This is a genomic window from Streptomyces sp. NBC_01429 (assembly GCF_036231945.1).
GTDB lineage: Bacteria > Actinomycetota > Actinomycetes > Streptomycetales > Streptomycetaceae > Streptomyces.
Genome location: NZ_CP109599.1, coordinates 551,762 through 575,656, shown reverse-complemented (window position 1 = coordinate 575,656; position 23,895 = coordinate 551,762). Strand labels below are relative to the sequence as shown.

Here is a 23,895-nt window from a genome sequence, read left to right as displayed (position 1 = left end):
TCACGGGCGCATGGGGGAGTGGTCGCCCTTGGTACGGGGGCCCGGAGGCCCGGTGGCCCGGCGGTCAGCCGAACCGGCCGCCGGTCACGTGCAGGGTCTCGCCGGTGATGAAGGAGGCGCGCTCCGAGGCGAGGAACGCCACCGCGTCGGCGATGTCCGAGGGCTGTCCGGTACGGCGCAGCGGCTGGGCGGCCACCGCCTTCTCCCGGATCTTCTCGTAGTGATCGAGCGCGCGGACCGCCTCGGTCTCCATGAAGCCCGGGGCGACGGCGTTCACGGTGATGCCGTACCGCCCCTGCTCCGCGGCGAGCGCACGGGTGAAGCCGAGGATGCCCGCCTTGGCGCTGGAGTAGTTGGCCTGGCCGGGGTTGCCCAGATAGCTGCGCGAGGAGATGTTGACGACCCGGCCCCAGCGCCGCGCGATCAGATGCGGCATGACGGCCCGGGTGACCAGGAACGACCCCTTGAGGATCACCTCGATCACCGAGTCCCAGTCCGCGTCCGTCATCTTCGTGAGCAGCGTGTCGCGGGGGAAGCCCGCGTTGTTGACGAGGATGTCCACCCCGCCGAACTCCTCGACGGTGGCGGCGACCAGGGCCTCCACGTCCGTGCCCGAGGTGATGTCGGCGCGGACCGCGATCGCCCGGTGGCCCAGCCCGGTCAGTTCCCCGGCGGTCGCTTCCGCGGCCGCCCCGTCGATGTCGGTGATGACGACGTGAGCGCCTTCCCGGGCCAGCCGGTGGGCGGTCGCCGAGCCCAGTCCCCGGGCCGAGCCGGTGATGATGGCGGTCCTGCCGCCGATGTCCAGATCCATGATGCGGCTCCTGTTCGTCAGGTCAGATCAGGTCGACACGGCCGGCGTCCAGGACGACCGTGCCGCGTTCGACCGCGGTGGTGCGGAAGGACACGACGTTCCCGTCGGTCCAGGACTCGGTCCGCAGCGTCTCCCCGGGGAGGACCGGGGCGGTGAAGCGGACCCGCAGCCGGTGCGGCCCGGAGTCGTCCCAGCCCAGGGCGCCGGCCAGCAGGGCGTGCACGGCCACACCGAAGGTGCACAGTCCGTGCAGGATGGGCCGGTCGAACCCCGCCGCCCGCGCGGTCGCGGGATCGGAGTGCACCGGGTTGGTGTCGCCGTTGAGCCGGTAGAGCAGCGCGGCCTGGGGCAGGGTGGGCAGGTCGTGCACGGCGTCCGGCGCTCGTCCCGGCATCCGGTGCGCCGGCGCGGCGGCGTCCCTGGTGCTGCCGCAGCCGCCGTCCCCGCGCAACAGGCTGACCTGGCCCACCTCGGCCAGGAGCCGTCCGCTGCCCGCCTCCACGATCCGCCGCTCCTGGTAGAGCAGGGCGCCCTTGTCCACACCCTTGTCCACGACGCCGGTGACCCGGGTGCTGCCCACCACCTCGCCCTCCGGCGGCAGGGGGGCGTGCAGTGTCATCGACTGCTCGACGTGCAGCAGCCGCCGCCAGTCGATGCCGGTGTCCTCCTCCCGGGCCCAGAAGCCCGGGTAGCCGAGCACGTTCGCCATGGTGGGGAAGACGCGCCCGTCCTCCTCCCGTACGTACGCGAGCTGACGGGCGTCGAGCGGATCTGCGCCGACGCCCAGGCTCAGCGCGTAGAGGGCGCGGTCCCGGGCGGTGTACCGCTGCCGTACCGGCGCGAACTCCCGCCGCAGCAGCTTCCGCGGGTCCATCGTCACGACGCCCCCTCGCGCTCCACCACCAGGGCGTCCAGCGCCAGCACACCCTGCCCGGCCGCGAGGACGACCACCGGGTTCAGCTCCACGGCCTCGATCCGGTCCGCGTTGGCGACGGCGAACGCGGAGACGGTCACCAGCAGGTCGGCGACGGCGTCGACATCCGCCTCGGGCGCGCCCCGGAACCCGGTCAGCAGGGCGTGTCCGCGCGTCTCGGCGATCATGCGCAGCGCCTCGTCCCGGTCGACGGCGCCGACCCGGGTCGCGACATCGCGGTACAGCTCCGCCCGTACCCCGCCGGTGCCGAACATCACGACCGGACCGAAGACCGGGTCGCGCCGCGCGCCGACGATCACCTCCGGGCCCCGCGGCGCCGTCCGCGCGACCAGCACCCCGTCCACCCGCGCGTCGGGGCGCGCGGCGGCGGCGCGCTCGGTCAGCGCGGTGAACTCGGCAGCGGCGGCCTGCGCGTCAGCGACACCGAGCACCACACCGCCGATCTCCGTCTTGTGCGGGATGCCGGGCGAGACGATCTTCATCACGACCGGGAACCCGGTCTCCGTCGCGGCCTCGGCGGCCTCCTGGGCCGACGTCACCACCCGGGAGGCGGGGAACGGTACGCCCGCCGAGGCCAGCAGCCGCTGCGCGGCCGCTTCGGAGAGCGGCCCGTCCGGCACCTCCCGGCGCAGCGCCTCCGTACCGCCCGGCGTAGGCAGCGGACGCTCGAAACCCTCCCGCAGCCGGGTGAGCCCGTCGAGGGCAGCGACGGCGCGCTCGGAGTCGTCGTACACGAGGAAGCCCGCTTCCTCGTAGGACCGCACGACTTCGGGACGGGCCTCCATGCACAGCACGGTCGGCCGGTCCATGAAGTCCGAAGTGCCCTTGCGGATCGCCTCCTTGATGCCTTCGCCGTACGTCGGCGAGTCCGGCAGCATGGTGAACGAGCCGATCACACTGTCGTAGTCGCCCTGGGCGTACATGACCCGGTAGGTGTCGGTGATCAGGCTCATGTCGTTGAGCCAGCCCGCCGTGGTGTCGCAGGGATTGTCGTCGCTGCCCATCGGGTTGACCTCGCGCAGCCGGGCCCTGGCCTCCTCGGGCAGTCCCGCGACGTCCAGCCCGTACCGCTCGGCGGCGTCGCACAACTGCACACCGAAGCCGCCCGAGACGGTGACGATGCCCAGCCTGCGGCCGGCCGGCAGCACACCCCTGCTGCACGCGTAGGCCAGGTCGACCTGCTCCTGGGTGGTGCGGGCGCGGTGCACACCGTACTGCCGGAACAACGCGTCGTAGACGCTGTCGCTCCCCACCAGCGAGGCGGTGTGGGACTGCGCCGCCACAGCGCCGGTGCCGGAGGACCCGACCTTCATGAAGATGACCGGCTTGCGCTGCTCGTGGGCCACCGTCAGTGCGGTACGCAGCCGCTCCGCGTCCCGGACGCCCTCGGCGTAGGCGAGGATCACCGACACGTCGTCCTGGAGGGCGAGCCAGTGGATGCAGTCGGCGACATCGGTGCCGGCCTCGTTTCCGGTCGACACCCAGTAGCCGATGTCGATGTTGCGGCGACGGCACAGATAGGCCAGATGGCCACCGTAGGCACCGCTCTGGCTGACCACCGCGACATTGCCGCCCGTGGGAATCGCCTCGTCGAAGGCGCTGCTGAAGGTGCCGACGAAGCCACTGGCCGCGTGCAGCAGCCCCAGACAGTTGGGTCCGAAGAGCCGCAGGTTCCCCCGCCGGGCGATCCCGGCCAGCTCCTCCTGGAGCGCCCGGCCCTCCTCGCCCGTCTCCGCGAAACCGGCCGCGTAGATGACGGCGGCGCCCACGCCCTTCGCCACGCAGTCGGTGACCGCCTGTGCGAGCAGCCGCGAGGGGAGGCAGATCAGTGCCATGTCCGGGACCTCGGGAACCGCGTCCAGCGACGGATACGCCGGCAGTCCCTGCACCGTCGCCCGTTTGTGGTTGACGGGATGGACACGGCCCTTGTACCCGGCGCGGCGCAGGTAGTGCAGGGCCCGGCCGGAGATCCGGCTCGGGTCGTCCGAAGCGCCGATCACGGCGACCGAACGCGGGCGGAAAGCCTGCTCGAAGCCTGTCGGAACAGGCGAGGAGGGCACGGCTGACATGGGGCGGCTCCCTTGGTGCTGTCCGTGCGTGTGTGGTGTGAGTCACCATGCCGACCCCGCTCTGGTCATACAATGCCCGCACTGCGATCGCCAACTCTTGATACGTGCGAGGTATCACCATGGAGCTACGGCAGCTGAAGCACTTCCTGGCTGTGGCCGAGACCCTCAACTTCCGTACGGCGGCGGACCGTTTGCACATGACACAGCCCCCGCTCTCGGTCTCCATCCGCAAGCTGGAGGAAGAGATCGGCGCCAGGCTCTTCGTCCGGTCCACGCACAGCGTCGAACTGACCGCGGCCGGCGAGGCGGCCCTCGAACACGCCCGCGCCGCCGTCTTCCACGCGGCGGAGCTGGCGCGGGTCGCCGAGTCCACCGCCGCCGGTGCCACCGGGACGCTGCGCGTCGGCTTCGTCGGGTCCGCGAAGAACCGGCTGCTGCCCCTGCTCCTGCGCGCCTTCCGCCGGACCTACCCGGGCGTCACACTGAAGTTCACGGAGGACACCAACACCGGCCTCGTCGACTCCCTGGAACGGCACACACTGGACGTGTGCATCGTCCGCGTCCCGCTCGTCCGGCGCAGCGATCTCCAGTACGTGACGGTGGAGGCCGACCGTTTCGTCCTCGCCCTGCCCAAGGACCACCGGTTCGCCCGGCAGAAGCGGATCACCCTGCGGGATCTCGCGGACGAGCCGTTCATCGACTACACCCAGAGCACCATCCCGGGTCTGCACGCCCTGTCCACGATGCTGTTCCGGGAGGCCGGGGTGACACCCAGGGTCACGCAGGAGGCCGTGCAGGTGGAGACGGTCCTCTTCCTGGTCGGCAGCGGGATGGGGGTGGCGCTCGTCCCCTCCAGCGCCGCCAGGAAGGGCCGCGACGGTGTGGAGTTCCGCGATCTGATCACCGAGGTGCCGCAGCCCCGGCTCGGCCTGGCCGTCGCCTGGAACCCCCGCTACGAGAGCCAGGCGGGGCTGCGGTTCCGCGCACTCGCCGAGGAGGTCGGTACCGAGGCCGCCCGGCCCTGACGGGCCGGGCGTGGGAACGGACGAGTGCGCGCGACGGCTCAGGGCCGCGCGACGGTGACGAGCACTTTCACGTGCTTGGGGTCGTCGGAGGCGCGGAAGGCCTCGGCGGCGTCCTCGATGTCGTACGTGGCGGTGACGATGTCGGAGAGCGCGAACGTGGCGCCGCGCAGGAGCTCGATGGCGCGGTCGATGTCCTGACGGGTGTACATGAGGTTGCCCATGATGGTCAGCTCGCGGTCCTGGACGAGGTCGAGGTCGATCGAGGTGGGACCGCTGGGGACACCGACGGTCATCAGCAGGCCGCCCTTGTCCAGGACATTGATGGCCAGCCGTACGGTCGACTCCCTGGAGACGCAGTCGAACACGACGTCCGCCCTGCCACCGAGGGCCGTGACGGCGTGGTCCGCGGCGTCGGGGTCGGCCGGGTCGAGGACGGAGTCGGCGCCGAGGCGGCGGGCGAGTTCCCTCTTGCCGTCGAGCAGGTCGGCGACCGCGATGTGCGCGGCCCCGGCCGCCCGCGCGGCGAGGAGGACGAACAGACCGATGGGGCCGGCTCCGACGACGAGGACCCGGCGGCCCGTGAGGTCACCGGCGCGGCGCACGGCGTGCACCGGGGTGGCCGCGGGCTCGACGAGGGCGGCGCGGAGATCGTCGAGGTCGTCGGGGAGCGGTACGGCACGATCGGCGGCGATCACGAAGTGGTCGGTCATGCCGCCGGGCGTCTGGCAGCCGAAGACGTCCAGGGTGGCGCAGATGTTGTAGCGGCCCCGCAGACACTGGGCGCAGGTGCCGCAGGCGAGGTTGGGCTCGATGACGACGCGGGTGCCGGTCAGGGCGGGGTCCACCCCGGCCCCCGTTCCATCGACGACTCCGACCACTTCGTGTCCGGGGCGCATCGGCAGGCTGACGAAGGGGTGGCGGCCATGGACGGCGTGCATGTCGGAACCGCAGATGCCCACGACGGTGGAGCGGACCAGGACCTGGCCGGGCCCGGGTTCGGGGCGCGGGATCCGCTCGACGCGGATGTCGTCGAGGGAGGTGACGACGATCCGGCGGTTGGTGGCGAGGGTGTTCATGTTCGTTTCTCCTGTCTCAGACCGCGGTGTAGCCGCCGTCGGCGACCAGGATGGATCCGGTGATGAAGCCGGCGGCGTCGCTGGCGAGGAAGACCACGCTGGGCGCGATCTCCTCGGGGAGCGCGGCGCGCTGCTGGGGGCAGTCGTCGATCCATTGGCGGCGCAGGTCGGGACGGTCGACCGGGGCCATCTCGGTCTTGGTGTAGCCGGGGGCCAGGGCGTTGACGCGCACGCCGTGGGGGGCCCATTCGACCGCGAGCGACTTGGTCAGGTGGTGGACGGCCGCCTTGGACGCGTTGTAGGCGGGCTGCCACTGCGGCCGGTTGACGATGAGGCCGGACATGCTGCCGATGTTGACGATCGATCCGGAGCCCCGCCGGCACATGCCCGCCCCCACGGCGAGGGAGGTCTTCCACAGGGCGCGTACGTTCAGGTCGAACACCGAGGACCACTGGTCGTCGGTGACCTCGAAGGAGGGCGCGTGGTAGCAGGTGCCGGCGTTGTTGACGAGGATGTCGATGTGTCCGCCGAGGGATTCCTCGGCCTGTTCCGTCATGGCCGTCACCTGGGCGTCGTCCGTGATGTCGGCGGTGATGGCGGCGAATTCGAAGCCGGCCGCCGCGGCCTGTTCGCTGACGGCGCGGTTGGCCTCCGGGCGCCGGCCGGAGATGGCCACGCGCGCGCCGGCCTGGGCGAGGGCGAACGCGAAGGCCTTGCCGAGTCCCTGGTTGCCGCCGGTGACGAGAGCGGTGCGGCCTTCGAGGCTGAACGGTGATGACATGTGCGGGTGACCTTTCGGTGAGTACGGGGGCCGGTCTGCGGGGCCTGGCTACGGAGCGGTGGCGGGTACGGAGACGGGGTAGACGACCGACTTCAGGCCGGCCGGGTCGAGGTCGCTCTCCAGGGCTTCGGCGGCGTGTTCGAGGTCGAACCGGCCGGTGACGAGCGAGTCGAGGTCGACCTGCCCGGTCGCGGCCAGGTGGATGGCGGCGGGCCAGGTGTCGGTGTAGCGGAAGATGCCGGTGACGGTGATCTCGCGGTTCTGGATGTGCTCGACGGGCAGGGCCATCTCCGAGGAGCCGAGCCCGACGAGGACGACCCGGCCGGCCGGGGCGACGGCCTTGATGCCGGACATGACGGCCGCGGGCGCACCGCTGGCGTCGACGAAGGCGTCGACGTCGAGACCGGCGGTGGCGATGTCGGTGTCCAGCGGGTCGATCACCTCGGTGGCGCCGAAGCGCAGGGCGCGCTCGCGGCGTTCCCCCACGGGGTCGGTGACGACGATCCGAGCCGCTCCGAACGCCCGCGCCGTCTGGGCGCAGATGATGCCGATGGGCCCTGCGCCGGCGATGAGGATGCTGGATCCGGGGACGACGCCGGCCTTGCGCATGGTGGTGATGGCCACCGACAGGGGCTCCAGGAGGGCCGCGGCCTCGTCGGAGAGCGCGTCGGGCACGGCGTGCGCGAACTCGGTGCGGATGACGCAGAATTCGGCGAAGGCGCCGTCCACCGGCGGGGTGGCGTAGAACTCCATGTCGGGGCAGAGGTTGTATCGGCCCGCGCGGCACTGCCGGCAGCGGCGGCAGGGGCGTTGCGGTTCGACGGCGACGCGTTCGCCGACGCGGGTTGCGGGGACGTCCGTACCCACAGCGACGATGCGTCCGGACAGCTCGTGACCGAGGATCAGGGGCGCGTCCACGACGAAGTCGCCGATGCGGCCGTGGCGGAAGTAGTGGGTGTCGGACCCGCACACACCGACCGCGGCGACGCGGATGACGACCTCGTCGGCGGCGCAGGCCGGGGTGGGGACCTCCTCGACGGTCAGGGTGCGCGGACCGGTGAGGACGCCGGCCCTCATGGTGGAAGGGACGGTGCCGGTGCGGGTCATGGCAGATCCTCTCGGTGGTTCTCGGTACGGGGTGCGGGGGCGGACGCGGGCGACGCGGCGGTGAGCAGGCTGCGGCCCGCGACGATGTACGTGGCGCCCTGTGCCACGCACTGTGCCGCGACGGGTGCGGTGATGCCCCCGTCGACGGCGGTGGGCATGGTGGCGGCGAGGCGGCCGACCTCGGTGAGCATCGACGGGTCGGCGGACCGCTTGGTGCCGGGCGGGATGAACATCACCAGGGATCCGTCGACGCCGGGGGGAAGTTCCTGGACGCGCCCCCCGGGGGAGTGCTCCAGCCAGAGCGCGATGCCGGACCGGTGGAGAGCGTCGATCGCGGTGGGACACCGTTCGATCCGGGCGAGGTCCATGGTGACCGCCTCCACGCCGAGTCGGGCCGCGGTCGCGACCGTGGCCCCGACGATCCCGGCGGTCGCCGCTGGGGGCAGCGCGTCCGCGACGATCAGGTGCAGGTCGATCCTGGCGCCGGGGGCGAGTGCGCGGGCCCGGTCGAGTTCGTGGCGGCTGACACCGAGGCCGCGCCCGGCCGCGTCGACGATGATGTCGACGTGCACCCGGCAGTCGCGCTCGGCCAGCGCCGCCGCGGTGGCGGCACGGTGTGCGGGCGGTACGGCGTAGAGGCTGCCGCCGACGGTGAAGGGCGGGTACGCCCGGTACCAGTCGCGCAGCGGCTCGTGGACGGCGGCGGTCATGGCCGGTCCAGTTCGGTCACCGCGGCCGTGGCCCGGTAGTCGTCCCAGGCCCGCGCCGGGAACGTACCGGGTTCGGCGGCGACGCGGGTGCGCGGCGCCCATGCCGCGCGTACGGTGACGACCGGTGTGCCGGTGGCGACGGCCGCGGCCTGTACGGCGGCGCCGCGCGCCGTCGCCTCGGCGGCGTCGGCCGTCAGGACCGGACGCCCCACGATGTCGGCCAGCAGCTGGGTGTACGCGGCCGACCGGGCGCCGCCGCCCACCGCGATCACCCGCCCACCGGTGGGCACGGCGCTGCGCTCCAGGTGCCCCTGGCCGGTGTAGAGGCCGAAGACGACTCCCTCGTAGGCGGCGCGGGCCAGTTGTTCCCTGGTGGTGTGGGAGGTGATGCCGCTCAGCAGCCCCTGGGCGGTGGGGCGGTTGGGCTTGCGTTCTCCGTCGAGGTAGGCGGCCATGACCGGGCGGGCGCCGAGGGCCGGGGCCCGGAGGGCCAGCCGGGAGAGTTCCTCGTGCCCCACGCCCAGCAGAGCGGCGAAGGTGTCCGTGACCTTGGCCGCGTTCAACGTGCTGACCAGCGGGACATAGCCGTTGGCCATGTCGGCGACGCCGTCCACGAAGCCCGCCAGGTCGTGGACGGCGTGCTCGCTGACGCCCATGACGACACCGGAGGTGCCGAAGGAGTACATGAGGTCGCCCGGGGCCATGCCGAGCCCCAGCGCGGCGGCGTGCTGGTCACCGCCGCCCGCGCCCGCCAGGACCGGTCCGCGCAGTCCCAGGGCGCTCAGTGCCCGGGGGGTGACCTCGCCCGCCGGCTCGTCGGGTCCGAGTACGGCCGGGAGCATGGGCAGCCAGTCGGCGTCGGCGACGAGGTCCAGATGCTCGGTCAGGTAGCGGTTGTCCGTCGCGTCGAAGTAGCCGGTGCCCGACGCCTCGGAGCGGTCGGTCACGGCGCGGCCGGTGAGCCGGAAGGCCAGGTAGTCGTGCGGCAGCATGACGCGGCGCACACGGGCGAAGGAGTGCGGCTCGTGGCGCGCGAGCCAGGCGATCTTGCTGAGGGTGAAGGCCGCCGTGGGCAGGGATCCGGTGCGGTGGATGAGGGCCGTGTCGCCGATCAGGGACCGCAGTTCGAGCAGTTCGGGGGTGGAGGTGGTGTCGTTCCAGAGCTTGGCCGGCCGGATCACCCGGTCGTCGGCGTCGAGGACGACCAGTCCGTGGCACTGCGCCGCGACGCTGATGGCGGACACGTCACCGGGCGCGGCGCCCGCGTCGCGCATCGCGGCGGAGAAGGCCAGGAGCAGCGCCTGCCACCAGGCGTCCGGGTCCTGTTCGCTGGCCGGCGGGCTCGCGGGCGGGTGCGGCGCCGAGCCGCTGCCCACGAGCCGGCCGTCGCGCAGGCCGCGCAGCTCGACCTTGCACGACTGCGTGGAGGAGTCCACTCCTGCGACGAGCGTCCCGGTCACGGGGCCTCCCCGGTGATACGGGATCCGGTGCGGGGAGCCAGGCTCATCCGGTCGGGCAGAGCTTCCTGCTGTCCGACGACGCCGCCGGGGTGGGTGGAGATGACCTCTTCCCAGCTGTACTGGCGCGCGCTCATCAGCACGGCGACGAGGGCGTCTCCCCAGGCGCCCGCGACCAGGGTGGATCCGGTGGCGACGAGACCGCCGAGGTCCGCCTCCGCCGGATCGGTGGTGATCGTGACGACATGGCTGGCGGCGGAGGCGAATTCGGAGCCCGGGTTCTCCGTGACGGCGACGACCCGCACGTCGCGCTCCTCCAGCCGGGTGACCAGCTGGGTCAGCTCGGCGGACTTGCCGCCCTTGGAGAAGGCGATGACGAGGTCGGACGGGGCGATCGAGCCCATGCCGCCGTGCAGGGCGTCCAGGCAGGGGAGGTAGAACGCCGGGGTGCCCGTGACGGCGAGCAGATGGGAGAGGCGCTCGGCCATGATGCCGGAGGTCCCGGTGCCGGTGGTGATCACCTTGCCGGTTCCGGCGAGAATCAGGCTGACGACATGGGCGGTGCTCCGGTCCACCTGGTCCACCAGGTTGGTCAGGGCGGCCGCTTCGAGCCGGATCAGGTCGCGAGCGGCGTCGAGTATGGTCTGGACGGACGCGTCGGGCGTGCCGTTCATGGGCGCCTCGTGGGGGTGTAGGGGCGTGGTGGGAAGCGGCCGGACGGTTCCGCCGGGGCGGTCGCGCCCGGTCCGCTTCCCGCGGGGAGTCACTTCTGCTGCTGGCCGGGGATGCCCTCGTAGGCGATGTCGCCCGTCTTGAGGTTCTCCTCCGTCACCTTCGGCAGCCCGGCCAGGAAGTCCGAGCGCTTGGTGACGACGTGTTCGATGGCGACGCCGACGTTGTCCTTCGTGATGGCGGGCATGATGTAGACGGGCTCGGTGGAGACCTTCTCGTCCCGCACGATCCGGTCCGCCACGGCGAGTCCGGCGGACAGCTCCACGGTGCCGTTCTGGAGGGACGTGCCGATGAAGCTGCCGTCCTTGACCGCGTTGAGGCCGTCCTGGATGCCGTCGATACCGACGATCGGGACGCTCCGGCCGGCCTCCTTGAGGGCCTGGAGGGCGCCCAGGCCCATGTCGTCGTTCTGCGAGACGACACCGTCGATCTTGTTGCCGAAGGCCGAGATCCAGTTCTTCATCTTGTTGACGGCCTCGTCCCGCTTCCAGTTCGCGGTGTCCTTGGCCAGGACCTTGATGTCCGGGTACTCGGCGAGGACCTTGTCGATGCCCTTGCCGCGGTTGATCTCTCCCGATCCGCCGAGCGGACCCTGGAGGACGACGATGTTGCCCTTGCCGCCCAGCTTCTTCGCCATCATCTCCATCTCCTGGGCACCGGCGGCCACGTCGTCCGGCTGCACGCTCGCGGCCAGATCGCCGCTGTTGAGTTCGGCGTTGACGGCGAGTACGGGGATCTTCTTCTGCTTGGCCGCGGCGATCTGCGGGGACAGCGAGTCTGCCTGCACGGGGACGACGATGATGGCGTCGACACCCGCGTTGATCAGCTGGTCGACCTGGTTGGCCTGCGTGGAGACGTCGTTGTTGGCCGAGTTCCAGACCAGTTCGATGTTGTTGGCCTTGGCGTAGGTCTCCATGCCCTCCTTGCCCTCGGTGATGAAGGACGACATGTTGTAGACCGTGACGCCTACGCGCAGACGGCGGTCCGCGTCGCTTCCGGAGCTCTTGGCCGGGTCGCCGGCGCCACAGGCCACGAGGCCGAGGGCCAGCCCGGAGGCGGCGATGCCGGTGATGATTCTGGTTCTCGCGGGACGGTGCATGGTCGTTTCCTTTGCGGGTTCGGGCATGCGGGCAGCACGGGCGGCGTGGGTACGGAGGTGTGTCAGCGACGGTGGGTCGGGTGACGGTGTGTCGAGTGGCGGAGTGTCAGGTGACGCGGCGGCGGGCCGACCAGGTGTCGACCGCGACGGCGGCGACGATCAGGACGCCCTTGATCACGTTCTGCCAGTAGGCGGGGACGGTCAGGATGTCCAGGCCGTTGTTGAGCGTCTGGATGAGCAGCAGCCCCAGGACGGTGCCGAAGACGGTGCCGCGGCCTCCCATCAGGCTGGCCCCGCCGATGACGACCGCCGCGATGGCGTCGAGTTCGTACCCCCGGCCCAGGTCGGGAGCGCCCGAGATCACCCGGGAGGCGAGCATCACCCCGGACAGCCCGGCGAGCATCCCCGAGAAGGCGTAGACGCTGAACAGCACGTTGCGGGCGTTGACACCGGCCAGCTCGGAGGCCACCCGGTTGCCGCCGACGGCGTACACGCGCAGGCCGTAGGCCGTCCTCCGCATGATCACCGCGAGGGCGACGATGCCGACGATCATGACGATCACCGGGATCTTGAGCCCGAGCAGGCTCGCGTTGGCGATCTTCCCGAAGTCGGCCGACAGCCCGCTGATGGGCGCGCCCCCGCCGATGACGTACGCCACGCCACTGCCCGCCGTCAGCATGCCCAGCGTGGCGATGAACGGTGGCACGTTGAGCCGGGAGACGAGGAACCCGTTGACGGACCCCGCCACCAGCCCGACCAGTACGGCGGCCACGATGGGCAGGAACAGGTTGCCGGGGTAGTTCTTCGCGGTCCAGGCCGCGGTCATCCCCGAGGCGGCGATGACCGATCCGACGGACAGGTCGATGCCACCGGTCAGGATCACCAGGGTCTGTCCCAGGGCGATCAGCGCGAACGGGGCGGCGGCGATCAGGATGGTCTGGAGGTTGTCCACCGTGCCGAACCGGGCGCTGCGGTACGAGAAGTAGCCGATCACCAGCAGCAGCACCAGGAACATCGAGTACCGCAGGGCCATGGCCTTCAGCCAGGCCGCGTTGAACCGTCCGCCGGGTTCTTCCGGCACGGTGGGGGCCGGGGCGGTGTCGTGGGTGGAGAGTGCGGTCATGATGCGTCGTCCTTGGCCGGTGAAGGGGATGGGGTGGCCGCCGTCGGCCGCGCGGTCCGGCCGGCCGGTGCCGGGGTCCGCCCGCTGTCCTCCAGGCCGGCGGCGATCCGGAAGATGGTGGCCTGTACGTCGGCGTGGTCGAGCTGGTCGCGGTCCAGCTCCGCGGCGACGGCGCCGCCGCGCATGACCAGCGCCCGGTGGGAGAGCCCGAGGATCTCGGGCATGTCGGACGAGGCCATCACGACGGCCATGCCCTCGGCCGCCAGGTCGGCGATGATCCGGTAGATCTCCGACCGCGCGCCGACGTCCACGCCCCGGGTGGGCTCGTCCAGCAGCAGCACCCGTACGTCACTGGTCAGCCAGCGGGCGATCACGACCTTCTGCTGGTTGCCGCCGGAGAGGGTGCCGACGGACTGGCCCGGCCCGCGGCTGCGCAGCCGTACCGACCTCATGGCCGTGTCGACCCTGCTGGTACGGGCGGAGTTCCTGAGCCAGCCCGCGACGCTGAAGTCCGCGAGGCGGGGCAGCGTGGCGTTGTCGAGGATGCTCATGGTGAGCACGGCCCCGGCGCCCTTGCGGTCCTCCGGTACGAATGCGATCCCGCTGCGGATCGAGCCGGCCGGAGAGCGCCGCCCCACGGTCCTGCCGTCCACGGCGACGCTGCCGCCGCCGTCGGGACGGGCTCCGAAGATGGACTCCAGCAGCTCCGTGCGCCCGGCGCCGACGAGCCCGGCGAGGCCGAGGATCTCGCCCCCGCGGACGGTGAGCGTGGTCGGCTCGGCACTGCCGTCCACCCGCAGGCCGCGGACCTCCAGGACGGGTTCGGCGGCCGGCGGCCGCACCGGAGGGAAGAGACTCTCCAGATCGCGGCCGATCATGGCGGTCACGATGTCGTCGTCGCTGACCTCGGTCATGCTCCGGTCGGCGACGAGAACGCCGTCGCGCAGCACCACCACCCGGTCGGCGAGCGCCCGCATCTCCTCCATCTTGTGCGTGGTGTACATGACCGAGACACCGGTCGACCGCAGTCGCCCGACCAGCGTGTACAGGCTGTCGACCTCGTGCTTGGCGATGGCCGAGGTCGGCTCGTCCAGCAGCAGGACCTTCGCACCGCGGTGGGTGCACTTGACGATCTCCACGATCTGGCGCAGTCCCACCGGCAGCCGGGACATCCGCGTGGCCGGGTCGATACCGACCTCGAAGGCGTCCAGGGCCCGGCGGGCGGCGGCGATCATCGCCTGCCGGTCCAGAAGTCCGAGGCGCGTGCGGATCTCGTGGCCCACGAACAGGTTCTCGTAGACGGTCATGTCGTCGATGGAGGCCAGCTCCTGCGGCACGATCGCGACCCCGAGCCGGTGCGCGGCCTTCGGATCGCCCGGCGTCAGCTGCTCCCCGCGGACACGCACCTCGCCGCGGTCCGCCCTGAGCTGGCCGGAGGCGATCTTCATCATGGTCGACTTGCCGGCGCCGTTCTCCCCGGCGAGGGCGGTGACCGTCCCGGGCAGCAGGGAGAGACCTGCTCCTTTGAGGACCGGTACACCGCCGAAGGACTTGTACAGGTCCCGGCACTCCAGCATGGCGGGGGCGACAGTGGCCGGTATCGATCCGTCGCTGTCCATTTCGGCTCCTTTCCCGCGGCAACGATGACTCGGGCATTTCCCCGCCTCCCGTGGCGAGTGGTGACATGCTGAACCCAGAATTGCTCACACGTCAATGCATTGCTCATGTGAGCACTCGTTTGTCGAGTCGGATGTCCTTGGTGCAGGATGTGCGGCATGACCGGGACAAGAGACGTCGAACTCATGGGGCGCGTCGCGCGCCTCTACTACCTGGGCGGCCTGACCAGGGTTCAGATCGCGGAGCGCCTGGGCATCTCCCGTTTCAAGACAGGCCGGTTGCTCGACGCCGCGCTGGAGACCGGCCTCGTCACCATCACCATCAAGCCCAGCGCCCTCATCGCGCCCGAGGTGTCCGACGCCCTCGCCGGCCGGTTCGGGCTCCGCCACGCCTACGCGGTCCGGGTCGACGAGACCGCCGACGCGGAGGCCGACCGCGATCAGATCCACGACCGCCTCGGCAGGGTGGCCGCGGACGTCCTCTCCGAGACCGTCACCAAGGACGACGTCCTCGGCCTCGACAGCGGACGGACCGTCAGCCACATCGCCGACCATCTGACCCGGCTGCCGCCGTGCGACGTCGTGCAGCTCACCGGTCTGACCGGCACGGTCCAGCAGACGGGGCTGGAGATACTCGGCCGCATCACCTCCGTCAGCGGCGGCAGGGCCCACCCCGTCTACGCCCCGATGATCACCCCCGACCCCAGCTCCGCCGAGTCCCTCCGCCGCCAGCCCGGCGTCAAGTCGACGATCGCCCAGTACCGCAAGGTGACCCGGGCCGTCGTCTCGGTGGGTTCCTGGACCCCGCCGGAGTCGCAGGTGTACGACCGGCTGGCCCCGGCCGAGCGGGAAGCGCTGCTGGCGTCCGGGGTGGCGGCGGAGACCTGCGCCCTCATGTTCGACGCCGAGGGGCAGGCCCTGCGCGGTCTGGACGACCGCCGGATCGGCATCGCGCTCAAGGACCTCCGCGCCATCGACAGCGTCATCGGTGTCGCCGGCGGACTCGGCAAGCGCGGCGCCATCGCGGCCATCCTGCGCTCGGGGATCCTGGACACCCTCGTCGTCGACGAACCCACCGCCCGCGCCCTCCTCACCTGGCCCTGAGGCCCCTCGTTTAGGGTGAGCGAATGCGACTCGTCACCCGTCCCCGGACGTCACCCGCGGGCGGCGTCCCGGCGTGACCAGGGAGACCAGAACACTGCCGGACCTGCCGCCCGGTTCGGTGGACGCGACCTTCGTCATCCAGGGCTACGACGAGCTGGTGGCCCACGACACCGTCTGGGACGAGCACTCCCACCCGTTCCACGAGCTGCTCTGGAACGAGCGCGGCGCCTCCACCGCCGTGGTCGGCTCCCGGGTCTGGACGATCACACCGACGCTGGGCCTGTGGATGCCCGCCGGTACGCCGCACTCCGGGTCCGCGGTCGCCGGCACCTGGTTCCGCGCCGGTTTCTTCGGCTTCCACACCACGTCCTCGATCTCCGACACGCCGGTGGCCGTCGAGATCACCCCGCTGCTGCGGCTGCTGCTGGAACGGCTCGGTGAACCCGGGCTCTCCGCCGCCTCGCGGGCGGCGACCGAGGTCCTGGTGCTCGACGTGCTCGCGCCCTCGCCGCGCGAACTCCTCGTGCACGTACCCACGTCCGCCCTGCTGCGCCCGATAGCCGACGCGGTGCGCGAGGACCCGGGCGACCCGCGGACACTGACGGACTGGGCGTCCGCGCTCGGCGTCAGCCCCCGCACCATCAGCCGTGCGTTCAACACCGAGACGGGCACGAGCTTCGCCCGCTGGGTGGCGGCGGTCCGCGCCCAGCACGCGGTCGCCCTGCTCACCCGGGGCTCGGATGTGGAGACCGTCGCGGAACAGGTCGGCTACCGGTCGGCGAGCGCGTTCGGCGTGGCCTTCCGGCGTACCACCGGGCTCACCCCGGGCCCGTTCCGCGCGCGCTGAGCGCCGAACCGACCCCGTACCACGCGCGCGCCCTCACCCCCGTGCGCGTACGCGCCCAGCGGCTCTTGCTGACGTCCGGCGCCTTTCCCTGTCCCGATCGCTACAACTGATGTCTCAAAAGGTCGATTGCGACATGAGGTCAACGTCTCATAAAGTTCCAAGGCAAGCCTTACCTAACCTACTGCGCAAGCGGTGCACCACGCCATGACGCCATTCCGCGACCCCTGACGTGTGAGACCGGCACCCCTGACCTTCCGAAAGCTGAGTACGGACCCATGTCTGCACACCGTCTTCGCCTGCTCGTCGTGGCAGCCGCCCTGGTGGGTCTCGCCGCCTGCGGCGGCCCGGCCGACACCGGGAACAAGAGCCAGGGCAGCAGTTCGGGCCAGTTCCCGATGACCATCGAGCACGCCCTCGGCAAGACCACCATTCCCGCCAAGCCCCAGCGCGTCGCCGCGGTGAACTGGGCCAACCACGAGGTGCCGTTGGCACTCGGCGTCGTCCCCGTCGGGATGGCCGCCGCCAACTTCGGCGATGACGACGGCGACGGCGTCCTGCCCTGGACCGAGGAGCGGCTCAAGGAGCTGAAGGCCGACACACCGGTGCTGTTCGACGAGACCGACGGCATCGACTTCGAGGCCGTGGCCGACACGAAGCCGGACGTGATCCTGGCCGCCTACTCGGGACTGACCAAGCAGGACTACACGACCCTCAGCGAGATCGCTCCTGTGGTGGCGTACCCGGACGCCGCGTGGGCGACGCCGTGGCGCGAGATCATACGGACGAACAGCAAGGCGATCGGGCTCGCCGACGAGGGCGAGAAGCTGATCACCGAGCTGGAGGGCGACATCAAGAAGACCGTCGCGAAGTACCCGCAGCTCAAGGGCAAGTCGGCGATGTTCATGACGCACGTCGACCCCAAGGACGTGAGCGAGGTCGGCTACTACACGGCGCACGACACCCGGACGCTGTTCTTCGAGGACCTCGGGCTGAAGATCCCCGACAGCGTCGCGAAGGCGTCCAAGGGCACGGACAAGTTCGCCCTGACGCAGAGCGCCGAGCGGATCGACGTGTTCGACGACGTCGACATCGTCACCGGATACGGCGACGACAAGGGCGACATGATCAAGACGCTCCGCAAGGACCCGCTGATCTCGAAGATGCCCGCCATCGAGCGCGACTCGGTCTACCTGCTGCCCGGCAGCTCGCCGCTGGCCACCGCCGCCAACCCGACACCGCTGTCGATCTCGTGGGTCCTCGACGACTACGTCGCCGCCCTTGCCGAGGCCGCGGACAAGGTCAAGTGACGACCCTCGACACCCGGCGTCCGCCGTACACCGCCATGGCGCGGCGTACGGCGGGCGTCCGGACCCTGTGGCTGTTCCTCGCGGTCCTGGTGCTGGCCGCCGTCATGGTGGCGTCCCTCGCCCTGGGCTCGCGCGACGTCGCCTGGTCCGACGTCTGGGCGGCGCTCGGGGGCGCGGACGCGTCCCTGGAGCAGGCGGCGGTCACCAAACGCGTGCCCCGTACGCTGCTCGCTGTCGTGATCGGCGCGGCGCTCGGCCTGTCCGGCTGCGTGATGCAGGGCGTGACCCGCAACCCGCTGGCCGACCCGGGCATCCTCGGCGTCAACATGGGTGCCTCGCTCGCCGTCGTCACGGCGGTCGCGTTCTTCGGGCTCACCTCACCGACCGGATACGTGTGGGTCGCGACAGCGGGAGCGGCGTTCTCGGCTCTCTTCGTCTACACGGTGGGGACGATCGGACGCGGCGGCGCCACCCCTCTCAAACTCGCGCTCGCCGGGGCCGCCACCTCGGCGGCGTTCGCCTCGCTCGTCAGCGCGGTGGTCCTGCCGCGCAACGACATCGCCGGGAGCTTCCGGCTCTGGCAGATCGGCGGCGTCGGCGGGGCCTCCTTCGACCGCATCGGACAGGTCCTGCCCTTCCTGCTGGTGGGGTTCGCCGTCTGTCTGCTGTCGGCGCGCGCGCTGAACTCCCTCGCGCTGGGCGACGAGCTGGCGGCCGGGCTCGGTGAACGCGTCGCGTTCGTACGGGCCATGGCCGCGCTCGGCGCCGTCCTGCTGTGCGGCGCGTCGACGGCGGTCGCCGGGCCGATCGCGTTCGTCGGCCTCGTCGTACCGCACACCTGCCGGCTGCTGGTCGGCGTCGACCACCGCTGGCTGCTGCCGTTCTCCGCGCTGCTGGGCGCGTCGCTGCTCACGGCCGCCGACGTGGTCGGACGCGTCGTGGCCCGGCCCTCCGAGGTCGACGTGGGCATCGTGACGGCGCTGATCGGCGCCCCCTTCTTCATCTACATCGTCCGCCGGCAGAAGGTACGTGCCCTGTGAGCGCCCCACTCGTCGCCCGGCCGCCGTCCGCCGGGCCCGCCGCCCTCGGCCGGGCCCGCCGCGCGTCCCGGCGACGTCTCGTCGTTCTCGCGCTGGCCGTCCTGGTCGTCGCCGCGTTCGCCGTGACGCTGATGGCCGGCCAGACGTTCTATCCGCCCCGCGACGTGATCCGGGTGATCCTCGGCGAGCAGGTGCCGGGCGCCTCCTTCACCGTCGGACGGCTGCGCCTGCCGCGGGCCGTGCTCGCCGCGGCGGCGGGCTTCAGCTTCGGCCTGGCCGGGGTCACCTTCCAGACGATGCTGCGCAATCCGCTCGCCAGCCCGGACATCATCGGCATCAGCTCCGGCGCGAGCGCCGTCGCCGCGATGGCGATCGTGACCCTGTCCCTCGGCAGGACGGAGGTGTCGGTCCTCGCCGTCGTCGCCGGTCTCGCCGTGGCCGTACTCGTCTACACCCTGGCCTTCCGGGACGGTGTCGTCGGCACCCGGCTCATCCTGATCGGCATCGGGATCTCCGCGATGCTCGACAGCGTCACCTCCTACGTGCTGTCCCAGGCCGCCGAATGGGACCTCCAGGAGGCGATGCGCTGGCTGACCGGCAGTCTCAACGGCGCGACCTGGGACCAGGCCCTTCCCACCCTCGCCGCCCTGGCCGTGCTCACCCCGGTGCTGCTGGGCCGGTCACGGGACCTCTCGGCGATGCGGCTCGGCGACGACACCGCCTCCGCGCTCGGGGTACGGGTCGAACGCACCCGTATCACCGTGATCGTCGCGGCCGTCGGGCTGATCGCCGTCGCGACGGCGGCGGCCGGGCCGATCGCGTTCGTGGCGTTCCTCTCCGGCCCCATCGCGGCCCGCGTGCTGGGAGCGGGCGGTTCCCCGCTGGTGCCCGCCGGGCTCGTCGGCTCCCTGCTGGTGCTCGTCGCCGACTTCTGCGGCCAGTTCGCCTTCGGCGCCCGCTACCCCGTCGGTGTCGTCACCGGCGTTCTCGGGGCGCCCTACCTCGTCTATCTGATCATCCGCACCAACCGGACAGGAGGCTCGCTGTGACCTCGAACCACTCACTCGCGGCCGAGCGCCTCACGCTCGGCTACGGCGAGCGCACCGTCATCGAGTCCCTCGACCTCGCCGTGCCGCCCGGCAGGATCACGGCGATCGTCGGCGCGAACGCCTGCGGGAAGTCGACGCTCCTGCGCTCGATGTCCCGCCTGCTCGCGCCCCGCGAGGGCCGCGTCGTCCTGGACGGCAAGGAGGTGCACCGGCTGCCCGCGAAGCAACTGGCCCGTACGCTCGGGCTGTTGCCGCAGTCACCGGTAGCCCCCGAGGGCATCACCGTCGCGGATCTGGTCGGACGCGGGCGCCATCCGCACCAGAGCGTCTTCTCCCGCTGGAACGAGAAGGACGACGCCGCCCTGGCGTCCGCCCTCGAAGCGACCGGGACGACCCCGCTCGCCGACCGCTCCGTGGACGAACTCTCCGGGGGCCAGCGCCAGCGCGTGTGGATCGCGATGGCGCTCGCCCAGCAGACGGACCTGCTGCTGCTCGACGAGCCCACCACCTTCCTCGACGCGAGCCACCAGATCGAGGTCCTCGACCTGCTGACCGACCTGAACCGGGACCGCGGCACCACCATCGTCATGGTCCTGCACGACCTCAACCTCGCGGCCCGGTACGCGGACCATCTCATCGCTCTCGCCGAGGGACGGCTGCACGCCGCCGGTTCCCCGGACGAGGTGCTGACGCGCGAGAACGTACGCGCCGTGTTCGGCCTCGACAGCCGCGTCATCGAGGATCCGGTCTCGCACCGGCCGCTGATGCTGCCCATCGGCCGCCACCATGTGGCGCCCGACGGCGGCGGGGTGGGGCGGGACGCGCTGCCGACGGGCCCGGCCGTCAGGGGTGTGCGCGGTACAGGTCGGTGAGCAGCGCGACGGCGGCCCGGGTGGCGGGGTGGGGGTCCTGCCGGCGCCAGATGAGATGGACGGCGACGGGAGCGGCGTCGCGCAACGGGCGGTAGATGATGCCGTCGCGCCGGTACTGGGCCGCGGTGGCCCGCGGGGTGACCCCGACGCAGCGGCCGGTGGCGATGGCGGCCAGCCAGTCGTCGATGTCGTGCGTGTACTCCACGGCCGGGCGCTCGCCCTCGGGCCACAGATCCAGCGTGGTGGTACCGGTACGCAGATCCACCACCAACGTGCGCTCGCCCGCCTCCGCCAGACGTACGCCGCGCCGCCCGGCCCACGGATCGTCGGAGGCGAGCGCGACACAACGGGGCTCGTGGCCCACGAGGGCGTGGGCGTAGCGCCGGGTGTCGACGGCGACGCGCACCACGGCCAGGTCGCACAGGCCCTCGGCGAGACCGCCGGTCGAGGTGTTGTGCCGGATCAGCTGGAGTTCGACGCCGGGGTGCAGGGCGTGCCAGCGGCGCTGGAACTCCGCCGTGTGCCGGCCCATCGCGGACCAGGCGTGCCCGATGCGCAGCCGCGTGTGGCCGGTCGTCGCCTCGCGCACCAGGTCGTCCGCCTCGGTGAGCAGGTGCCGGGCGCGGGCGAGTACCCGCACGCCGGCGGTGGTGGGAGTGACCGTACGGCTGGTGCGGTGCAGCAGGCGTACGCCGAGGATCCGTTCCAGCGCGAGCAGGGTGCGCGAGACCGACGCCTGGGAGATGCCCAGCTCTATCCCGGCGTCGGTGAAGCTGCCCGTGTCGACGATCGCGACCAGGCAGCGCAGATGCCGCAGCTCCAGCTCCGCATGTCGATCCATGCGCCCAGCGTATCCATGTGTTCAGCGTATAGATGGCGCGCCGCATTCATTTTGCGCGGGTGCGCGTGGGGCGGAGGGTCGTGGCATGACCACAGATACTCGCGGGCCGCAGGGACCGCCCGGCCTGTCCCGGTCGGCTTCGTCGCGCCGGTCCGGGACGGCCCTCATGCTGGGCAGCGGCCTGTCCAACCAGGTCGGAGCGTCCGTCGCCGCGCTCGCCTTTCCGGTACTCGGCCCGCTGGGAGTGGTGGCGGTGCGCCAGTGGGTCGCCGCCGTGGTGCTGGTGGGCTTCGGCCGGCCGGGGGTGCGGGCGTTCACCGCCGCGCAGTGGCGGCCGGTGCTGGCGCTGGCCGTGGTGTTCGCGACCATGAACCTGGCGCTGTACACGGCGATCGACCGGATCGGCCTCGGCCTCGCGGTCACCCTGGAGTTCCTCGGCCCGCTCGCGGTGGCGCTGGCGGGATCCCGCCGCCGTACCGACCTGGCCTGTGCCGTCGTCGCCGCCGGGGCCGTGCTGGTGCTGACCCGTCCCCGGCCCAGCACCGACTACCTCGGCATCGGCCTGGCCCTGCTCGCCGCCGTCTGCTGGGGCTGCTACATCCTGCTCAACCGGACCGTGGGCGCGCGGCTGCCGGGACTCCAGGGGTCGGCCGCGGCCGCCGCCGTCTCCGGTCTGCTCTACCTGCCCGCCGGCGTCACCGTGCTGTGGCTGCACCCGCCCACCGCCGGCGCCCTGCTGTGCGCGCTGACCGCGGGAGTGCTGTCCTCAGCCGTCCCCTTCCTCGCCGATCTGCTCGCGCTGCGCCGGGTCCCCGCCCACTTCTTCGGGATCTTCATGAGCGTCAACCCGGTGTTCGCCGGGCTGGTCGGACTGCTCGTCCTCGGCCAGCACCTCGACGCGGCGTCGTGGCTGGCCATCGGCGCGATCGTCGCGGCCAACGCGGTCGCGGTGGGCGCCGTCGCGCCTCGCTCCCGGGAAGCGGCTCCCTGACGGGCGGGGGCTCGGCGCACGCTGGGTACCGGGCGCACGCTGGGTGCCGGGTGCCCGCTGGGTACCGGGCGCACCCGGGATGCCGGGCCCGGCTCAGCGCAGCGTGCGGAAGAATTCCGTGAGGTCGGCGGCGAGGAGTTCGGGTTCCTCGTGCGCGGCGAAGTGACCGCCCCGGGGCATCCGGGTGTAGCGGGTGACGTGATAGGTGCGCTCGGCCCAACTGCGGGGCGGCTGGACGAGGTCGGCGGGGAACACGGCGAGCGCGGTCGGTACGTCCACCCGCTCCAGGCGGTGGGCGCGCCCCTGGTCGTACTCGTAATAGGGCCGCAACGACGTCGAGAGGGTGCGGGTGAACCAGTACAGGGACGCCTGGGTCAGCACGAAGTCGTCGCTGAAGCGGGTGGACAGATCGCCGTCGCAGTCGCTCCAGGCGCGGTACTTCTCGACGATCCAGGCGAGCAGCCCGGTCGGCGAATCGGCCAGGCCGTAGCTCAGGGTCACGGGCCGGGTCCGCTGCTGGTGCTGGTAGCCGCCCTCGTCGGAGAGCCAGGTGGCGACGGAGTCGAGATACGCCCGCTCCTCCGGTGTGACGCTCGACGGGTCGTATCCGCTCGGGTCGGCGATGGCCAGCAGATGGATCCCGGCGAGCGCCTCCGGGTGCGCCGCCGCCAGCCGCGAGGTGATGCCGGCGCCGAGATCGCCGCCGTGCGCCGCGTAGCGCGCGAAGCCGAGGTGGTCGTGCATGAGCCGGTGCCACAGCTCATGGGTCGGCGGGCCGTCCAGCACGGGCCGCTGCGGGGAGAACGCGAACCCGGGCAGGGACGGGACGATGACGGTGAACGCGTCCTCGGCGGCGCCTCCGTACCGGGACGGGGTGGCCAGCCTGCGGGCGAGAGAGACCAGTTCGAGGAAAGTACTCGGCCATCCGTGGCTCAGCACGATCGGCAGGGCGCCGGGGTGTTCCGCGTCGAAGCGCAGATAGTGCACGGGGGTGCCGTCGATGTCGGCGAAGTGCGACGGGAGCGCGTTGACGGCGTCCTCGTGACCGCGCCAGTCGTACGCGTCGGCCCAGTGGGCGACGAGCCGCCGCAGCTCGCCCGGGTCGGTGCCGGCCGCCCATCCGTCGAGGGGCCAGGGGGTCGGCCAGCGGGTCGCGCGCAGGCGTGAGCGCAGCTCGTCCAGCTCGGTGTCGGTGACGTGGATCAGGGGCTCGGTGGCGGTCATGCGCTGCTCCATGAGGGTCCGTGAGGGGTGGTGGACGGCCGTACCCGGACGGAGCGGACGCGACTCTCTCCGGCGAC

The 23,895-nt window shown here is 71.9% G+C and carries 22 protein-coding genes; 8 read left to right on the top strand and 14 right to left on the bottom strand.

Annotated elements, in window-relative coordinates; genetic code table 11:
* Nucleotides 1-64: 64 nt before the first annotated feature.
* From fabG to OG627_RS02595, 3 genes are read right to left on the bottom strand one after another with little or no spacing between them, the layout of a single operon-like run.
* On the bottom strand, nucleotides 65-814 hold the full coding sequence (gene fabG, locus OG627_RS02605) for a 3-oxoacyl-ACP reductase FabG (protein WP_329060979.1): 750 nt from the start codon (nucleotides 812-814) through the stop codon (nucleotides 65-67).
* A 22-nt stretch (nucleotides 815-836) separates the two neighbouring features.
* The gene (locus OG627_RS02600; RefSeq protein WP_329072291.1) at nucleotides 837-1,688 is read right to left on the bottom strand and encodes a MaoC/PaaZ C-terminal domain-containing protein; all 852 of its coding nucleotides are present in this window, start codon (nucleotides 1,686-1,688) and stop codon (nucleotides 837-839) included.
* 2 nt (nucleotides 1,689-1,690) lie between these two features.
* Nucleotides 1,691-3,817, bottom strand: a complete 2,127-nt coding sequence (locus OG627_RS02595; protein WP_329060977.1) for an acetate--CoA ligase family protein — start codon at nucleotides 3,815-3,817, stop codon at nucleotides 1,691-1,693.
* Nucleotides 3,818-3,921: 104 nt separating this feature from the next.
* Here OG627_RS02595 and OG627_RS02590 point away from each other — a divergent pair, with 104 nt between their 5' ends.
* The gene (locus OG627_RS02590) at nucleotides 3,922-4,842 is read left to right on the top strand and encodes a LysR family transcriptional regulator (protein ID WP_329060975.1); all 921 of its coding nucleotides are present in this window, start codon (nucleotides 3,922-3,924) and stop codon (nucleotides 4,840-4,842) included.
* Between the two features lie 38 nt (nucleotides 4,843-4,880).
* Here the strand turns inward: OG627_RS02590 and OG627_RS02585 are convergent, their stop codons facing one another.
* The 9 genes from OG627_RS02585 to OG627_RS02545 all read right to left on the bottom strand — a co-directional run bounded on the left by OG627_RS02585 (nucleotide 4,881) and on the right by OG627_RS02545 (nucleotide 14,546).
* On the bottom strand, nucleotides 4,881-5,918 hold the full coding sequence (locus OG627_RS02585) for a zinc-dependent alcohol dehydrogenase (protein WP_329060974.1): 1,038 nt from the start codon (nucleotides 5,916-5,918) through the stop codon (nucleotides 4,881-4,883).
* A 16-nt stretch (nucleotides 5,919-5,934) separates the two neighbouring features.
* Nucleotides 5,935-6,699 carry an SDR family NAD(P)-dependent oxidoreductase gene (locus tag OG627_RS02580; RefSeq protein ID WP_329060972.1) on the bottom strand — a complete coding sequence of 255 codons (765 nt, stop codon included), beginning with the start codon at nucleotides 6,697-6,699 and terminating at the stop codon, nucleotides 5,935-5,937.
* A 48-nt stretch (nucleotides 6,700-6,747) separates the two neighbouring features.
* Nucleotides 6,748-7,806, bottom strand: coding sequence for an NAD(P)-dependent alcohol dehydrogenase (locus OG627_RS02575; RefSeq protein WP_329060970.1), 1,059 nt, complete (start codon nucleotides 7,804-7,806; stop codon nucleotides 6,748-6,750).
* A complete protein-coding gene (locus OG627_RS02570; RefSeq protein ID WP_329060968.1) occupies nucleotides 7,803-8,516 on the bottom strand; it encodes a hypothetical protein in 714 nt (237 codons plus the stop codon). Before OG627_RS02570 ends, OG627_RS02575 begins: the two co-directional genes overlap by 4 nt.
* The gene (gene xylB, locus OG627_RS02565) at nucleotides 8,513-9,976 is read right to left on the bottom strand and encodes a xylulokinase (RefSeq protein ID WP_329060966.1); all 1,464 of its coding nucleotides are present in this window, start codon (nucleotides 9,974-9,976) and stop codon (nucleotides 8,513-8,515) included. Before xylB ends, OG627_RS02570 begins: the two co-directional genes overlap by 4 nt.
* Nucleotides 9,973-10,647, bottom strand: a complete 675-nt coding sequence (locus OG627_RS02560; protein ID WP_329060964.1) for an SIS domain-containing protein — start codon at nucleotides 10,645-10,647, stop codon at nucleotides 9,973-9,975. Before OG627_RS02560 ends, xylB begins: the two co-directional genes overlap by 4 nt.
* Nucleotides 10,648-10,736: 89 nt before the next feature.
* Entirely contained in the window at nucleotides 10,737-11,804 is a 1,068-nt protein-coding gene (locus OG627_RS02555) for a substrate-binding domain-containing protein (protein WP_329060963.1), read from the bottom strand.
* A 106-nt stretch (nucleotides 11,805-11,910) separates the two neighbouring features.
* Nucleotides 11,911-12,927 carry an ABC transporter permease gene (locus tag OG627_RS02550; protein ID WP_329060961.1) on the bottom strand — a complete coding sequence of 339 codons (1,017 nt, stop codon included), beginning with the start codon at nucleotides 12,925-12,927 and terminating at the stop codon, nucleotides 11,911-11,913.
* Nucleotides 12,924-14,546 carry a sugar ABC transporter ATP-binding protein gene (locus OG627_RS02545; RefSeq protein WP_329060959.1) on the bottom strand — a complete coding sequence of 541 codons (1,623 nt, stop codon included), beginning with the start codon at nucleotides 14,544-14,546 and terminating at the stop codon, nucleotides 12,924-12,926. The genes OG627_RS02550 and OG627_RS02545 overlap by 4 nt, the downstream gene beginning before the upstream one ends.
* Before the next feature lie 156 nt (nucleotides 14,547-14,702).
* Here OG627_RS02545 and OG627_RS02540 point away from each other — a divergent pair, with 156 nt between their 5' ends.
* From OG627_RS02540 to OG627_RS02515, 6 genes are all read left to right on the top strand, one after another.
* On the top strand, nucleotides 14,703-15,647 hold the full coding sequence (locus tag OG627_RS02540) for a sugar-binding transcriptional regulator (RefSeq protein WP_329060958.1): 945 nt from the start codon (nucleotides 14,703-14,705) through the stop codon (nucleotides 15,645-15,647).
* Nucleotides 15,648-15,720: 73 nt separating this feature from the next.
* Entirely contained in the window at nucleotides 15,721-16,494 is a 774-nt protein-coding gene (locus tag OG627_RS02535; RefSeq protein ID WP_329060956.1) for a helix-turn-helix transcriptional regulator, read from the top strand.
* Nucleotides 16,495-16,769: 275 nt separating this feature from the next.
* Nucleotides 16,770-17,801 carry an iron-siderophore ABC transporter substrate-binding protein gene (locus tag OG627_RS02530; RefSeq protein ID WP_329060954.1) on the top strand — a complete coding sequence of 344 codons (1,032 nt, stop codon included), beginning with the start codon at nucleotides 16,770-16,772 and terminating at the stop codon, nucleotides 17,799-17,801.
* Entirely contained in the window at nucleotides 17,798-18,841 is a 1,044-nt protein-coding gene (locus tag OG627_RS02525; RefSeq protein WP_329060952.1) for a FecCD family ABC transporter permease, read from the top strand. Before OG627_RS02530 ends, OG627_RS02525 begins: the two co-directional genes overlap by 4 nt.
* Nucleotides 18,838-19,890 carry a FecCD family ABC transporter permease gene (locus OG627_RS02520; RefSeq protein WP_329060950.1) on the top strand — a complete coding sequence of 351 codons (1,053 nt, stop codon included), beginning with the start codon at nucleotides 18,838-18,840 and terminating at the stop codon, nucleotides 19,888-19,890. The genes OG627_RS02525 and OG627_RS02520 overlap by 4 nt, the downstream gene beginning before the upstream one ends.
* Nucleotides 19,887-20,762 carry an ABC transporter ATP-binding protein gene (locus OG627_RS02515; protein WP_329060948.1) on the top strand — a complete coding sequence of 292 codons (876 nt, stop codon included), beginning with the start codon at nucleotides 19,887-19,889 and terminating at the stop codon, nucleotides 20,760-20,762. The genes OG627_RS02520 and OG627_RS02515 overlap by 4 nt, the downstream gene beginning before the upstream one ends.
* Here OG627_RS02515 and OG627_RS02510 read toward each other — a convergent pair.
* Complete coding sequence (locus OG627_RS02510; RefSeq protein ID WP_329060946.1) at nucleotides 20,734-21,603, bottom strand: LysR family transcriptional regulator; 870 nt, start codon at nucleotides 21,601-21,603, stop codon at nucleotides 20,734-20,736. The two genes, OG627_RS02515 and OG627_RS02510, sit on opposite strands and share 29 nt — an antisense overlap.
* 166 nt (nucleotides 21,604-21,769) lie before the next feature.
* On the opposite strand from OG627_RS02510, the gene OG627_RS02505 reads away from it, so the two are divergent.
* Nucleotides 21,770-22,594: an EamA family transporter gene (locus OG627_RS02505; RefSeq protein WP_365384459.1), complete on the top strand. Its 825-nt coding sequence runs from the start codon at nucleotides 21,770-21,772 to the stop codon at nucleotides 22,592-22,594.
* A gap of 93 nt (nucleotides 22,595-22,687) precedes the next feature.
* Here OG627_RS02505 and OG627_RS02500 read toward each other — a convergent pair whose 3' ends face one another.
* Nucleotides 22,688-23,818, bottom strand: coding sequence for an epoxide hydrolase family protein (locus OG627_RS02500; protein ID WP_329060943.1), 1,131 nt, complete (start codon nucleotides 23,816-23,818; stop codon nucleotides 22,688-22,690).
* Between the last annotated feature and the right edge of the window lie 77 nt (nucleotides 23,819-23,895).